The following is a 14555-nucleotide window of genomic DNA, read 5'->3' on the forward strand; positions in this document are numbered from 1 at the left end:
TTTAAGTTCGCAAATATATTAAGGGGTGTAATTCCCCTGAATTAACTCTTGTGCCGCCGCTTCATCCGTGATCAAAACGGTTGATGAAGGTGCGCCTTTCATGTAGGAACGGATAGCCTTTGCTTTAGTTTTGCCACCTGCCACAGTTATCACTCGCTTTTCAGGGCTAAGATCATCTAACTGGATGCCGACTGTCAAAACTTTATGAACAACTTTGCCGTTTTCATCGTAATAATAACCGAACGCCTCTCCTACAGCATTTCCATCTAACAGCTTCTTTAACATTTCAGGCGAAGAATTTCTTCTCTCTGCCATCGCCATGGCATCACCGATTCCATGAATGATCATATCAGCAGATTTAATTTGGGAAATCACTTCTTTAATTGCAGGTTCCTTCTGAAACGAAGCATAAACCTCACCGCTTAATTGATCGGGTACATATAACACTCTGTATGAGGCCTGTGCCTTCTGTGCCATTTTTTCAACAATCGTATTGGCCTGATTCTGCACTGCTTCACCAATTCCCCCGCGGGCAGGGACAAATATCAATTTCTTCGACGCTTCATCAGGTGACAACGAATTAGCCACTTCGGCCATTGTCGATCCGCCAGTAACCGCAATGATATTCTTTGAGTTCCATTCCCGTTTCATACGGTTTGCACAAGCTTTACCCAATTCTTTTTTCACCCATGGGGTCTCATCACAATTTCCTGAGACAATAATGACCTCATCCACTTGTAACAAATCCTGCAATTGCCGTTCCATTATGTCTATACCCATTACTTCACGCATTATTCCTTCTAACTTATCCAGGATTTCAATCCCTTCATCAGTCAGCGTCATGCCAGAGCTGAATATGTTAACCAGGTTCTGACTTTTCAGAAAATCAACCTCGCCTCTAAGCGTCCGTTCTGTCAAATTAAGGCTCACGGACAGACTGCGCCTTCCAACCGGCTGCATCATTTTGATATAACGCAGGATATCATATCTTTTTTGCATAACCAGAAGGAAATCTGGTAATAATTTTCTTTGTACCTCGAGTAATGTACGCATATTTAAAACTCCCAAAAAGTTAAGTTGGACATTTAATGTCCCGCGTAGTCATTTTCTGTCCCACTTAAAACAAAAAAATATTCCTGCTACATATTTTATTCTAGCAGGAACGGAATGTTTCTTCAAATGATTTGAAAAATTATTTTTCCAAAAGCCTATTTAGAGCTGATTTATCAACATTTCCGAATTGAACGATATCATCTTTCCATTCTACGACAGGAATCATCAGCCCGAATTTTTCTAGCAAATCATCATCGGTATGGATATCGATTTCCTTATAGCCTATGCCCGACTCCGCCTTCACTTCTTCAAGTACCCGCTTGGCTTTATCACATAACGGGCATTTATCCCTACTATATAAAACAAACGCATTTGATTCCAAACCACTCATCCTTTTCAATCATATCTTTTTCGTTTAGATGAAGAAGGGATCCCTAATTGTTCACGGTATTTGGCAACGGTTCGGCGTGCCAAGATAATTCCATGCTCCTCTTTCAACCGTTCTACCAGGTCTTGATCCGAAAGCGGCTTTTGTTTATTTTCCCCATTGATGGCTGCCTGCAGGCTCTTTTTTGCTTGCATGCCCGACATATCCTCATCAAGGCCGACTGACTGTAAAGAAGTAGTGAAAAATATCCGCATCTCTATCGTGCCAAATGGTGTCTGCACGTATTTCCCTTTAACCGCCCGGCTTACTGTGGACTCATGTATACCAATTTCGTCAGCTATTTCTTTCATCGTCATCGGCTTCAAATAGTTCAGGCCATGATGAAAGCACGCCGGCTGTTTTTCGACGATGCACTGAATGACCTTCAATATAGTTTCTTTTCTTTGTTGAATCCCTCTGGAGATCCATTGGTATTCCTGCCACTTATCCTGGATAAACCGTTGAACTCCCTGATCCTTATGGCTCTTCATTCGGTTTAAATACCCTTTATCCACATTAAGATTGGGTGTGTTACCATCATAATTCCCAACAAGCAGCATGCCATCCCGAACTTCCACGACCACATCCGGCACTATATAAGAAGGCTTTTCCTGAAAAAAGAGTGAAGCCGGACGCGGGTTCAACGTCTGGACATAATCAAAGACTTCTTGAATCTCCTTCATTGTAACACCGATTTTCTTACTTAGGTCTTTCCAACGCTTTTCAGCAAAATCGAGGAAATGATTTTCTATGATCGATTCTGCAAGCAGGTTCTCCCCCTCTGCTATCACCTGAAGCAAAAGGCACTCTTGAAGGTTTCTCGCTCCAATGCCATGCGGCTCGAGTTCCTGTAATATCGAGAGACTCTCTTCCAAAACCGCCGGAGATATGCCTGGGACGCATATATCATCCAGTTGAGTCCTCAAGTAACCGTTTTCATCAAGGTTATGAATTAATAGAAGCATTGCCTTCTGCTGCTCACCTGAAAACTGCTGGTGATTCACCTGGGACATGATATGCTGTTCAAGCGATAAAGTATCTTCACTGATCTGTTCAATCCAATAGTTGGCATCATACGTATTTTTAAGAGTCCGTTTACCCTTTTTCCGGTCAAAAGTTGGCTGAAATATAGAAGATGTTGGCTGATCTATGGACAGTAATGGATTCTCCACCATTTTATTTTCTAGAAAAGCCGATAGCTCCTGCGAGGAGTATTGCAGCAATGTAATAGCTTGCATAAGCTCCTGGGTCATTGCCATCTTTAATGTTTGCTGTTGAAAAAGTCCTGCTTTCATATTCATACTCATCGATTCATCCCTCCCCCACTCCATTTTACATTATCAGGAGAAAATTCTACACAAAAACCCATGAAAACGCTTACGAATTTTTTCTGAATAGTTTATTTGTTTTAAATACTATATGTTAGAAACGCAAATTTAACAACTACTTTTATTGAAAAATCACCATTTTTCAATAGTGTTGGGTAATATTTCCAAGGCGGGAATAACATCATAGGATTCGATGGAATATTACGGAAAACGAGTAAATTCTCCAAAAATCTTATGGAACCGCTTAAAAATGCCCAATAAAAAATCCCCCACTTTATTAAGCAGAAGATTGGTAATGCCCTCGGCAGGAATCGAACCTGCATTTCAAGCTTCGGAGGCTTGCGTTCTATCCGTTGCACTACGAGGGCGTAATAGAAAATATTTTTTTAACAGACTTCATTATATGATAGAATCCCCTTCTTTGCAAGGGTTATCAGGTTTAAAACTTTGTCTTTTGGGTATTATGGGTAATGTGGAAAATCATCCCTGTGCGGCATAATATATAAAGTAATCTATCAGGAAGGAGCCTTAGCCAGAAAATTGTCGAACAAATTATCCATTAAAGGGTTTGTTTTGTTTGACCTAAATTGACCAAAAAGTGTATCATACATACATAAAGAATTTAAATGATTCTCTTAATCGAAGGAGGAAATGAACATGAATTTAATTCCTACAGTTATCGAACAAACAAGTCGTGGGGAGCGTGCCTACGATATTTACTCCCGTTTATTAAAAGACCGGATCATTATGCTAGGAAGTGCAATTGACGATAATGTTTCCAACTCCATTGTTGCTCAATTACTATTTTTAGAAGCGGAAAACCCTGAAAAAGATATCACTCTATACATCAACAGCCCTGGCGGAAGCATCACTTCCGGTATGGCCATTTATGATACTATGCAATATATCAAACCTAATGTATCCACAGTATGCATCGGTATGGCCGCTTCCATGGGCGCTTTCCTATTGGCTGCTGGCGAAAAAGGCAAACGTTATGCATTGCCAAACAGTGAAGTCATGATTCACCAACCGCTTGGAGGAGCTCAAGGTCAAGCTACTGAAATTGAAATTGCTGCCCGCCGTATCCTTCACTTGAAAGATAAACTGAACCAAATCCTGGCAGAACGTACTGGTCAACCTATTGAAGTCCTTCAAAGAGATACGGAACGTGATAACTTCATGACTTCCGAAAGAGCTCTTGAATATGGCTTGATTGACAAAGTCATCACGCGCAGCATCCTTGATGACAAAAAAGACTCTAAATAATTATGCAACAAAAGGCTCCGGAGATCGCCTTAAGCGACTTCCGTAGCCTTTTTTACATTATAAAAAAAAGGATGCACTTTTAGGCATCCTTTTCTTTTAACCCTCTTGCTGAACGAACTCTTCCAATGCCTCTAACGCTTCTTTTTCATCGCGTCCTTCGACGATTAACTTAACGGACACGCCAGAACTGATGGCAAGGCTCATTAACCCCATTATACTTTTTGCATTCACTTTCTTTCCTTCTTTTTCAAGAAAAACATCTGAATGAAAGCGGTTAGCTTCTTGTACAAAAAGAGCCGCCGGCCGCGCTTGCAAACCCGTCTTCAATTTTACCTCAACTTGTTTTTCCACCATCTTGATCTCCCCTATTAGCTTTATTTTTTCGCAGCAATAGCCTCTCCCCCACGGAGCCTGTCAGCTATTTCATCAATCTTTCGTAATCGGTGATTAATCCCGGACTTACTGATGGTTCCCCCGGATACCATTTCCCCAAGTTCCTTTAAGGTTATATCCTGAAACGCTATCCTAAGCTCCGCAATTTCCCGAAGCTTATCCGGTAAAATGCTTAGTCCTACCGTATCCTCGATATAATGGATATTTTCAACCTGGCGCAATGAGGCCCCGATCGTTTTGTTCAAATTGGCTGTTTCACAATTCACAAGCCGATTCACTGAATTACGCATATCACGGACAATCCGTACATCCTCGAACCTTAATAAAGCTGAATGGGCGCCAACTATACTTAAAAACTCGGCAATTTTTTCGGCTTCTTTCAAATAAATGATGTACCCTTTCTTGCGTTCAAGCGTCTTGGCCTTCAAGCCAAACTTATTCATTAGCTCACATAGGGCATCATTGTGCTCTTTATAAAGTGAGAAAATCTCGAGGTGATAGGAAGACGTTTCCGGATTATTTACCGAACCCCCCGCAAGAAATGCACCTCTCAGGTAAGAACGCTTACAGCATTTCTTCCCAACAATAGTATCGGATATATCATGGAGAATTTCAAAGCCATCGCCTAAAATTTCCAAATCGGTTAAAACCCGCTGCCCTCCGGATGACATCCTGACAATATATACATTATTCTTTTTTAGCTTCATCTTTTTACGGACCAACAGCTCGACCTGGACCTCATAACTTTTTTTCAGCAGCGTATAAATCCTTCTGGCAATCGCAGCATTCTCAGTTTGAATATCCACAACAAGCTTCCGATTAGAAAATGAAAGGGATCCGTTCATCCGGATAAGCGCACATAATTCCGCCCTACCGCAGCAATCCTTTCCCTCTAATGTAGTAAGCTCTTTTTTCGTTTCTGAAGCAAAAGACATCCATTTCACCCCCAATCGAACGCAAGTAATCTATTTTTATCAATCAAAAAACCGTCCCCGCTTATATCTACGGTATTATAGGGCTTTTAGTTTCATTTACAAGCATATTATAAAGCAAATCCGCCACTTTTTTCGTGTCATGGCGTATTACATTCCCCTCGTAGCTGAAAATGCGTTCTTGTATGATTTCAAGACCCATCCGTTTTAAACTTTCCACATCATACATGACCGGTTTGGCATATTCAGCTTGATAGCGTTGCTGAATCTCGGTTGGTATTTCCTCATTATTAACAAGTATCCTGTCAATATATGCATTTCCCATATGGTCATATATCGCTTTTATATGATCGCTCGCACTATAATCCAGCGTCTCGCCGGCTTGTGTCATCAAATTGCAAATGTACACCTTCTTAGCCTTGGAACGGGCAACCTCTTCTCCTAGGCCAGGGACAAGTAAGTTAGGCAGAATGCTAGTATATAGACTTCCTGGACCTATGACAATAAGATCTGCCTGCTTGATTTCCTGGAGAGTTTCACTGAGCGGCTTTATATGATGAGGAGACAGAAAAACTTTTTTTATTTTCTTTCCTGAGAAGGGGATCTTGGATTCTCCTGTAACAATCGTTCCGTCATCCATCTCCGCATGGAGAACCACACTTTGGTTGGCAGCCGGGAGCACTTTACCGCGGACATTAAGAAATTTACTCATTTCCTGGATCGCATGGACGAAATCGCCTGTCAACGAGGTCATTGCCGCCAGTATCAAATTCCCCAGCGAATGCCCGGACAACTCATTTTTACTCTGAAAGCGATGTTGAAACATTTGTTCAACAAGGGGCTCTACATCCGATAACGCAGCCAGCACGTTACGAATATCCCCCGGAGCGGGGATATCCATATCCTCGCGAAGGCGGCCTGAACTGCCACCATCATCAGCTACCGTAACGATTGCCGTAATATCCACTGGATGCTTCTTTAACCCTCTCAACAAAACGGGAAGGCCGGTTCCCCCTCCAATGATCACAACCTTAGGTTGTTTCTTCTTATTTAACATCTGCTTTCCCCTTACTTTTTTCGATATCGCGATGTGATACTTGAACCCTGTAATCCTTTTTGAAGTGGTTTGAAATATACTCCGTCAACGCTACTGAACGGTGCTGACCGCCTGTACATCCAATCGCAACAACAAGCTGTGCCTTCCCTTCACGTTTATAATATGGAAGCATGAATGCAAGCAGATCGGTCACTTTTTCCAAGAACTTTTGCGTCTCACTCCATTTTAAAACGTAACTCGACACTTCCTGTTCCAAGCCAGTCCTTGGCCTCATATGGTCAATATAATATGGATTTGGCAGGAAACGTACATCAAACACAAGGTCGGCATCTATGGGCAGGCCATGTTTGAACCCGAACGACATGACATTGAGTGTAAAACCGACACTTTTATCGGCAGAAAATTCCGAAGCGATTTTCTCCCTCAATTCGCGCGGTTTCAGTTGGGAAGTATTAAAGATCAATTGAGCCCTTCCCTTCAATTCGTCCAAAAGTTCCCGTTCCATTTTAATGCCTTCCAACGGCCGGCCTAATGGAGCAAGGGGGTGGGTCCTTCTCGTTTCCTTATATCTGCGTACCAAGGAATCATCATCAGCTTCAAGAAAAAGGATTCTTGGTGATACTGCAGCTGTATCCGTTAAATTATCCAGTGCAAGAAATAAGGAATCAAAAAACTCCCTTCCCCTTAAATCCATGACAAGGGCCACTTTATTCATCTTATTCCCGGAGTCCTTCATTAACTCCAAAAACTTTGGCAATAGCGTGGGCGGCAAATTATCGACGCAAAAAAAGCCGAGGTCTTCAAAACTTTGAACCGCCACTGTCTTACCTGCTCCGGACATTCCGGTAATGATGACCAATTGCGTTTCACTCATCTGCCCTGTACTCATAGTTTCTCCGCCCCCATGTATATCTTTTTTTATATTTTAAAATTAACCTGGATCCAATCGGTAAGAAAGCAGCTTAAATTCAGGCGTATAGGTAAACGTTCCATAGATGATCCCACTTCCATGAACCATATAGTCCAGGATGTGAAAATCACCTTCAGCCATCAACAGCTTTTTAACATCTTCAACCGGATGCCAGCTAAGTTCCCCTTCTTCACAAACATCCACATTTATACCATCGGAATCCGTTGCAAAGAAAGTGAACATCATCCATTCTGACAAAACTTTATCTCCGTCCTTCATAATGAAGGTGAAAATACCTTTGATGGAAGGGTTTTTTAAATAAACGCCCGTTTCTTCGCGATATTCCCTAATGCAAGCATCGCGTACAGATTCCCCAGGTTCCATCTTGCCGCCTGGAGCTACCCACCATCCGCGTCTAGGCTTTTTCAATAAGAGGATTTGATTATCTTTTATCAATACACAGTTTGTGACACGTTGCACGTTCTTCACCTCAATTGGATCTGCTCGACTATAGAAACCTTCCCCCATATTGAAGAGGTTCAGTTTATATCCTTAAACCGCCGCTAGATATCCATTTAGCGATTTATAAATGCTAATAGTTCAAACAAGTTGTATTTTTCATCTTCTTACCATTATGAAAGATTATGTTTAGTATATCTTATCATTATACTATTTTTGAAATGAGCTAACAATAAAGTAAACTTCCTGCATTGGGGGAATATTCATTCGCAAGGAATCACATAGGCAAGCCTTTATCCTGCTTAACTCCTATTCTTCTCCGCTTTCGCTGCCTAAATGCAAAGGGCTGGCTTACTTCACATTAAAAACCATTTAAAAAACACCCTAAAAATTGGAACAAAAGATATAGTCTCAAAGCCGGAAAACAAAAAAAAGACACAGAAACTCAATCTGTGTCCTTAAACGTTTATAATTAAAGGGGGTCAACTTCTACCTATACTATACCCAATTATTATTTCACCCGTGTTACAACGTCGTTAAAACGGAATTACGATTGTATATTCTTGAAATCAAGCCTTTGGCTGCAATTTTTCTTGAAGTTCCTCAACAAAATGCTGAGCGGATTGAGCGGCAATGCTTCCATCGCCTGTAGCTGTAACGATTTGGCGCAATGTTTTTTCACGAACGTCACCAGCCGCAAAAATACCAGGGACGCGTGTTTCCATCCGATCATTCGTTTCAATATAGCCTGCGGAATTCAAGATGCCCAAGTTCTCAAATGGTGTAGTTAGCGGAAGCATTCCGATATAAATGAATACACCGTCTGCGTCCATCACTGTCTCTTCTCCGTTTTCAGTGGAAACTAGAGTGACACCGCCGACTTTGCCGCCTTTTTCATTGATTTCCTTCAAAGTATGATTCCAGATGAAGTTAATTTTCTCATTGGCAAATGCACGATCTTGAAGAATCTTTTGAGCACGAAGTTCGTCACGTCTGTGAACGATCGTCACTTTTGAAGCAAAACGGGTTAAGTACACACCCTCTTCAACAGCAGAGTCTCCGCCGCCGATAACGAACAGTTCTTTTTGCTTGAAGAAAGCACCATCACAAACTGCACAATACGATACACCGCGGCCGCCCAATTCTTTTTCGCCAGGAACACCGATTTTCTTGTATTCGGCACCAGATGAAATGATGATTGAACGTGCTTTGAATTCCTTGGAACCGGCTTTGATCGTTTTATACTCTTCACCGTCAATGATTTCCTTAACATCCCCATAGGCATACTCTGCACCGAATTTCTTTGCATGATCAAACATTTTCGTTGAAAGTTCAGGTCCGAGTATTGTGTCAAATCCAGGATAATTTTCTACTTCCTCAGTATTGGCCATTTGTCCGCCCGGTACTCCGCGTTCTAACATCAATGTTGAAAGGTTCGCACGTGATGTATAGACAGCCGCCGTCATCCCTGCAGGACCAGCTCCAATAATAACAACGTCATAAATTTTTTCAGACATGTTTTCACTCCTCCATATTCCATTGCAAATGGAACCTTCACTACGGTTAGTGTTCCCTACCTAATATCCTATATAACAAATAATTTTTCGTCCAAATATCTGCTCATCCCAGTAAGTTTTCAACCAACTTTACGTACTTCGATAAGGTGGACACCGATATAAGATGTTTGTCTGCGATTGCCTGTTTGCTCGCCTTCTCATTTTTAAGCTGATTCCACACGTACTCCACAGCAGATGCCCAGCCTGCTGGATTATTTAACTTCTGCTCGGATTTCACCGCTTCGATGAAGACGGAAAACCACATTAAATAGAGCCCGGCTTCATTTAATTGTATCGGTTGGAAATGCCGATATAATAACTCAGCTGTACGATCGGCAAAATCAATCGGTGTTAATTGGCGATCTTTAGCAGGAACTTGAACAAGTTCGGCATAATCACGTTCCAAATCAGTGAAATTCTGGTTTAGGTTGAGGACCTGGTTTTTCAATAGCTTCTGTTTATGAACCGAATGTTTCAGAAGGAAAATGGCAAACAGCCTTTCTTCGATGAATTCACTTTCCAGTCTTTTTATAATAGAAGGAAAATGATGTTCAAAACCATCTGAAGTTGCATTCATATCTCCCCAAGGCTCCATGCCTTCCTTTTCCGGGTTCATTTCCACGACCTTTTTCCATGCCTTTTTGGCAGCCTGTTCATGGCCTAAGTGGTAAGCGGAAATGGTAAGCCAATAGTAGAAGGTTCCATCTCCCTCGAACCCTTGCTTTTGGAGTCCTTTCAGCCATTTAAATGCAGAAGCATAGTTTCCGATCAAAGCGAAGGTCGCTCCAAGCTTGAAACGATGTTCGGATAGCATCGGCCGAATTTTCTCCAGCATTTGTATGAGCTCTTCAACCTTCGCTTCATCCTGTTGATAATGATGAAAAACAACAAGGTTACAAAGCGCATGCAGGTTTCCCGGACTTTTTTCCAGTACCTCATCAAGTGTTTCAAAAGCTTCATTTACTTGACCAAGATAGAAATAGGCAAGTGCCAGGTTATTATAAGCAGACCAGTAATCCTCGTACTCGGCAATCGTTTCTTTCAGGACTTCGATTGCCTTCGGGAAATTGCCTGATTCCAGGTAGTCACGGGCTTGTTCCTGTTTGGTAATGAGCCCATCATGCTTAAAGGGGTTTTCTTCTGACTCATCCGACTCAAAAGTTATCAGTTCAAGCAGATCCTCTGCGTCATCGCTGAACTCCCCGTCTTCTTCTTTATCAAGATAAGCACTGGCGTGACGATAAGCCTCCTTGAACATGCCTAAGTGGGCATAATTATTCGCCAGGAAGTAATGACATTCGGACATATAGGGATCCATCACATCCAAGATGTTTTCCAATAGGTTGTTTGAATAATTATATTCACCGATTTCCGAGCAGGTGATTGCCAATTGACAGGCTATCATCGGTTCAGCCGGTTCAAGTTCCAGCGCACGTTCCAGGTATTTTTTTGATTTAGGTAATTCTCGTCTATGATAAGCTTTTAAACCCTTGGTGAAATAATACTCACCTGTTGGGTGAAAAGTTAGAATTTTTGCCTGTTGGCCAAATTTAGAGTCTTTACTCATGTAATCCTCCATCTACAAGTTGATTAACCATAGTATTATAACATATTGGAGAATATTTGCCGAACAATTCAAGAAAATGGAAAACGGTAATTACCATGCTTTCTTTAAGAAAAAATCGAATTATATCCCTAGCCAAATGGGGATTCAAGATTAGTCGTAAATACAAAAAAAGCCCTCTATTGACGGAGGGCAATCACCATTCATTCGGTTTCTTTCGGTTCGTCCTTATCGGCATGTCTAGCCTTCAATACATCAAGCACTGCTTGGAAAGGCAACTCCTGCTCCCGAAGAAGAACGAATAAGTGATAGAGGAGATCGGCGCTTTCCATCGAAAGTTCCTCTGCATCCCGGTTCTTGGCAGCAATGATCACTTCTGCCGCTTCTTCACCGACTTTTTTCAGGATCTTATCAACGCCCTTATCGAATAGGTAGGTAGTATATGAACCTTCAGGCATTTCCGATTTTCTTTTTTCAATCAATCTTTCCAATTCCGTCAAGAAAGACACATTCGCCTTCACGTCTTGTCCGGCTTCACTGTTTCGGTAAATCGTTTCACTAAAACAGCTTGTTGCCCCTGTATGGCAAGCAGGACCTGCAGGAGCGACCCGAACGACCAATGCATCTTGATCGCAGTCATACTTCATTTCGATGATTTTCTGGGTATTGCCGCTGGTCGCCCCTTTATGCCATAATTCATTGCGCGAACGGCTGAAGAAGACCGTTTCACCTTTTTCAATCGACAATTGCAGCGATTCTTGGTTCATGTAAGCAAGTGTCAGCACTTCGCCGGTTCCTGCATCTTGAATAATTGCCGGTACCAGGCCTTTTTCGTCGTATTTAATAGTTTCAAGATTCATCGTACAACCACTCCTTGTTGTTTGAGAAACGCTTTGACTTCTTTGACGGATGTTTCTTTATAATGAAAAATCGATGCGGCTAATGCTGCGTCGGCTTTTCCTTCTTGGAAAGCTTCCTGGAAATGCTCGGCGTTACCAGCCCCGCCTGAGGCGATGACCGGCACTGAAACGGCTTCAGATACCGCTTTTGTCAAAGCGACATTAAACCCTTTTTTCTCGCCGTCACAATCCATGCTTGTCAATAAAATTTCACCTGCACCGCGGATTACGGCTTCCTTCGCCCACTCGATCACTTCCCATTCAGTCGGTTTCCGACCGCCGTGGGTATAGACGCGCCATGACCCAAGCTCTTCATCATATCGGGCGTCTATGGCGACAACGATACATTGGGAACCAAAATAATCAGCACCTTCATTTATTAAATCAGGGCGCAGAATGGCTGCTGTATTTAAGGATACCTTATCGGCACCGGCTCGTAAGATCTTCTTCATATCCGCCAATGAATTTATGCCGCCGCCCACCGTGAACGGGATTGCCAAGCTGCCCGCTACCGCTTGAACGACGTCGACGATCGTTTCCCTGCCTTCATGTGATGCCGAAATATCAAGGAAGACAAGCTCATCGGCACCTTCTTGGTCGTAAAAGGATGCAAGTTCGACCGGATCTCCAGCATCCCTAAGGGAAACAAATTGTATACCTTTAACTACGCGCCCGTCCTTTACATCGAGGCATGGAATAATTCGTTTAGTGAGCATTTAACCACGCACCTTTTCTAGTGCTTCTTCTACAGTAAAGCGATTGGTATAAATTGCTTTGCCAATGATTGCCCCTGCAATTCCTTGGGCTTCATACTCTTTGAGGGTGACAAGGTCTTCGAGTGAACTAATGCCTCCCGAAGCGATCACGTTTTTACCAGTTGCCTCCGCCATGGCCAATATACCTTTCACATTCGGACCTGAAAGCATGCCATCCGTCGCGATATCAGTCACGATAAAGGTCTCTGCACCAGCATCGGCCAGTAATTTTCCAAGATCTACCGCAAGGGTTCCAGAAGTTTGAAGCCAACCATGAGTGGCTACCATGCCATCTTTCGCATCTATCCCGATTGCGATATGGCTTCCATATTTCCTAATCATATCTTTAGTGAAATCAGGGTCTGAAACGGCCGTGCTGCCTAGAATGACACGTTCCACTCCATTATCCAGGTAATGGGCTATATCCTGTTCCGTACGGATGCCGCCGCCGATTTGAATGCGGGCCCCTAACTCACTTGCAGCTTTAATTACGTATGAATCATTGATGCGCACTCCCTCTTTAGCTCCGTCAAGATCGACCATATGTATCCAATCGGCTCCTTGGTCTGCAAAGCTTTTAGCCATATCGAAGGGGGAATCGCCATAAACGGTTTCCTGATTGTAATCTCCCTGGATTAAGCGGACGCATTTGCCTCCGCGCATATCAATCGCCGGGTAAATAGTAAAGTTGCTCATGCTTCTTCCTTCCCTTCTACTAATGACAGATAATTTCTCAAGAGTGACATGCCCATCTTCCCGCTTTTTTCCGGATGGAACTGCATGCCGAATACATTCCCTTTACCGACGATCGCCGGCACTTCCACATCATACGTCGCCGAAGCGGTAACGAATGATTCATCCGTATCGGCGTAGTAAGAATGGACGAAATAAACATGTTCCTCTTCCAGTCCCTCATTCACTTGTGACGCCTGTTTAAATTCAAGACGATTCCAGCCCATGTGCGGCACTTTATAAACCTGGTCATTCGCATCCACTCCTTTAAAACGAACGACTTTACCTGGGATGAGGGATAATCCTTTTGCAGGTCCATTTTCCTCACTTTCATCAAAGAGAAGCTGCATACCTAGGCAGATGCCTAAAAGATACCCTCCATCGGCTACATATTCCTTCAGGAATTCATCCAGCTTTTGTTTTTCCAAGAGACTCATGGCATCCCTGAAAGAGCCAACGCCGGGAAGTATGATCCCATTCGACTTTGAAAGTTCATTTGGGTCATCGGAAATGAATGAATCGGCACCAAGGCGCTCCAGCCCTTTGCTTACGGAAAATAAATTCCCCATGCCATAATCGACGATCCCGATCATTTACAACATTCCTTTCGTCGAAGGGATGCCTTTGACACGTGGATCGATGGTCGTAGCTTCATCCAATGCACGTCCAAGCGCTTTGAATATTGCTTCGATCATATGGTGTGTGTTGTGTCCGTAATGAACGACTACATGCAGATTCATCCTGGCTTCAAGAGCGAACTTCCAAAGAAACTCGTGCACCAGTTCAGTATCGAAAGTACCGACCTTTTGCGAAGGAAATTCAGCCCGGAACTCCAGGTGCGGACGATTGCTTAAATCAATGACAACCTGGGCAAGTGCTTCATCCATAGGTACGAAAGCATTTCCGTAACGCTTTATCCCGCTCTTGTCTCCAAGGGCCTCCAATAACGTCTGCCCCAAGCAAATGCCAATATCTTCAGTTGTATGATGATCATCCACATCTGTATCCCCGTTTGCATCTACAGTCAAATCAAACTTCCCGTGTTTCGTGAACAAATCCAGCATATGCGTCATAAACGGAACGCCCGTCTTAATGGAGGAATTACCTTCCCCATCCACACCAAACTTCAAGCTTATTTCCGTTTCATTCGTCTTTCGCTCCACACTAGCAAAACGTTCCATTACAACTCCTCCTCAATTCCCAAGATGTAAAAGCATGTCAAAA

At 42.8% G+C, this 14555-nt stretch carries 16 protein-coding genes and 1 tRNA gene; 1 reads left to right on the plus strand and 16 read right to left on the minus strand.

What is annotated here, in order from left to right:
* Positions 1–18: 18 nt before the first annotated feature.
* The 4 genes from MKY17_RS26415 to MKY17_RS26430 form a co-directional block, all read right to left on the minus strand.
* On the minus strand, positions 19–1053 hold the full coding sequence (locus MKY17_RS26415; RefSeq protein ID WP_098371545.1) for a sugar-binding domain-containing protein: 1035 nt from the start codon (positions 1051–1053) through the stop codon (positions 19–21).
* A 139-nt stretch (positions 1054–1192) separates the two neighbouring features.
* Positions 1193–1435 carry a glutaredoxin family protein gene (locus MKY17_RS26420; RefSeq protein WP_260397945.1) on the minus strand — a complete coding sequence of 81 codons (243 nt, stop codon included), beginning with the start codon at positions 1433–1435 and terminating at the stop codon, positions 1193–1195.
* Positions 1436–1449: 14 nt separating this feature from the next.
* Positions 1450–2787 (minus strand): RNA polymerase factor sigma-54, encoded by a 1338-nt coding sequence (gene rpoN / locus MKY17_RS26425; RefSeq protein ID WP_311607525.1) that lies wholly within the window; start codon positions 2785–2787, stop codon positions 1450–1452.
* 317 nt (positions 2788–3104) lie between these two features.
* Positions 3105–3176, minus strand: a tRNA-Arg gene (locus MKY17_RS26430).
* A gap of 289 nt (positions 3177–3465) precedes the next feature.
* Between MKY17_RS26430 and clpP the strand changes: the two genes are divergently transcribed.
* Positions 3466–4074: an ATP-dependent Clp endopeptidase proteolytic subunit ClpP gene (gene clpP / locus MKY17_RS26435; RefSeq protein ID WP_063233960.1), complete on the plus strand. Its 609-nt coding sequence runs from the start codon at positions 3466–3468 to the stop codon at positions 4072–4074.
* A 96-nt stretch (positions 4075–4170) separates the two neighbouring features.
* On the opposite strand, the gene MKY17_RS26440 is transcribed toward clpP, so the two are convergent.
* The 12 genes from MKY17_RS26440 to hisB form a co-directional block, all read right to left on the minus strand.
* Positions 4171–4428 (minus strand): HPr family phosphocarrier protein, encoded by a 258-nt coding sequence (locus tag MKY17_RS26440; RefSeq protein ID WP_048688029.1) that lies wholly within the window; start codon positions 4426–4428, stop codon positions 4171–4173.
* Between the two features lie 20 nt (positions 4429–4448).
* Positions 4449–5402: a DNA-binding protein WhiA gene (whiA, locus tag MKY17_RS26445; RefSeq protein WP_098371546.1), complete on the minus strand. Its 954-nt coding sequence runs from the start codon at positions 5400–5402 to the stop codon at positions 4449–4451.
* A gap of 67 nt (positions 5403–5469) precedes the next feature.
* Entirely contained in the window at positions 5470–6456 is a 987-nt protein-coding gene (locus tag MKY17_RS26450) for a YvcK family protein (protein ID WP_098371547.1), read from the minus strand.
* On the minus strand, positions 6446–7345 hold the full coding sequence (rapZ, locus tag MKY17_RS26455; protein ID WP_098371548.1) for an RNase adapter RapZ: 900 nt from the start codon (positions 7343–7345) through the stop codon (positions 6446–6448). The genes MKY17_RS26450 and rapZ overlap by 11 nt, the downstream gene beginning before the upstream one ends.
* 42 nt (positions 7346–7387) lie before the next feature.
* Positions 7388–7846: an 8-oxo-dGTP diphosphatase gene (locus tag MKY17_RS26460; protein ID WP_098371662.1), complete on the minus strand. Its 459-nt coding sequence runs from the start codon at positions 7844–7846 to the stop codon at positions 7388–7390.
* A gap of 548 nt (positions 7847–8394) precedes the next feature.
* Complete coding sequence (trxB, locus tag MKY17_RS26465; protein WP_098371549.1) at positions 8395–9342, minus strand: thioredoxin-disulfide reductase; 948 nt, start codon at positions 9340–9342, stop codon at positions 8395–8397.
* 103 nt (positions 9343–9445) lie between these two features.
* The gene (locus MKY17_RS26470; RefSeq protein ID WP_098371550.1) at positions 9446–10948 is read right to left on the minus strand and encodes a tetratricopeptide repeat protein; all 1503 of its coding nucleotides are present in this window, start codon (positions 10946–10948) and stop codon (positions 9446–9448) included.
* A 200-nt stretch (positions 10949–11148) separates the two neighbouring features.
* Positions 11149–11805 (minus strand): bifunctional phosphoribosyl-AMP cyclohydrolase/phosphoribosyl-ATP diphosphatase HisIE, encoded by a 657-nt coding sequence (hisIE, locus tag MKY17_RS26475; protein WP_098371551.1) that lies wholly within the window; start codon positions 11803–11805, stop codon positions 11149–11151.
* Positions 11802–12560: an imidazole glycerol phosphate synthase subunit HisF gene (gene hisF / locus MKY17_RS26480; RefSeq protein WP_098371552.1), complete on the minus strand. Its 759-nt coding sequence runs from the start codon at positions 12558–12560 to the stop codon at positions 11802–11804. The genes hisIE and hisF overlap by 4 nt, the downstream gene beginning before the upstream one ends.
* Positions 12561–13295, minus strand: coding sequence for a 1-(5-phosphoribosyl)-5-[(5-phosphoribosylamino)methylideneamino]imidazole-4-carboxamide isomerase (hisA, locus tag MKY17_RS26485; RefSeq protein WP_098371553.1), 735 nt, complete (start codon positions 13293–13295; stop codon positions 12561–12563).
* Positions 13292–13924 carry an imidazole glycerol phosphate synthase subunit HisH gene (gene hisH, locus MKY17_RS26490; protein WP_098371554.1) on the minus strand — a complete coding sequence of 211 codons (633 nt, stop codon included), beginning with the start codon at positions 13922–13924 and terminating at the stop codon, positions 13292–13294. Before hisH ends, hisA begins: the two co-directional genes overlap by 4 nt.
* The gene (gene hisB, locus MKY17_RS26495) at positions 13925–14512 is read right to left on the minus strand and encodes an imidazoleglycerol-phosphate dehydratase HisB (protein WP_098371555.1); all 588 of its coding nucleotides are present in this window, start codon (positions 14510–14512) and stop codon (positions 13925–13927) included.
* Positions 14513–14555 lie beyond the last annotated feature (43 nt).

Origin of the sequence: Peribacillus sp. FSL P2-0133, from assembly GCF_037975445.1 — a bacterium.
Lineage (GTDB): Bacteria > Bacillota > Bacilli > Bacillales > DSM-1321 > Peribacillus > Peribacillus simplex_E.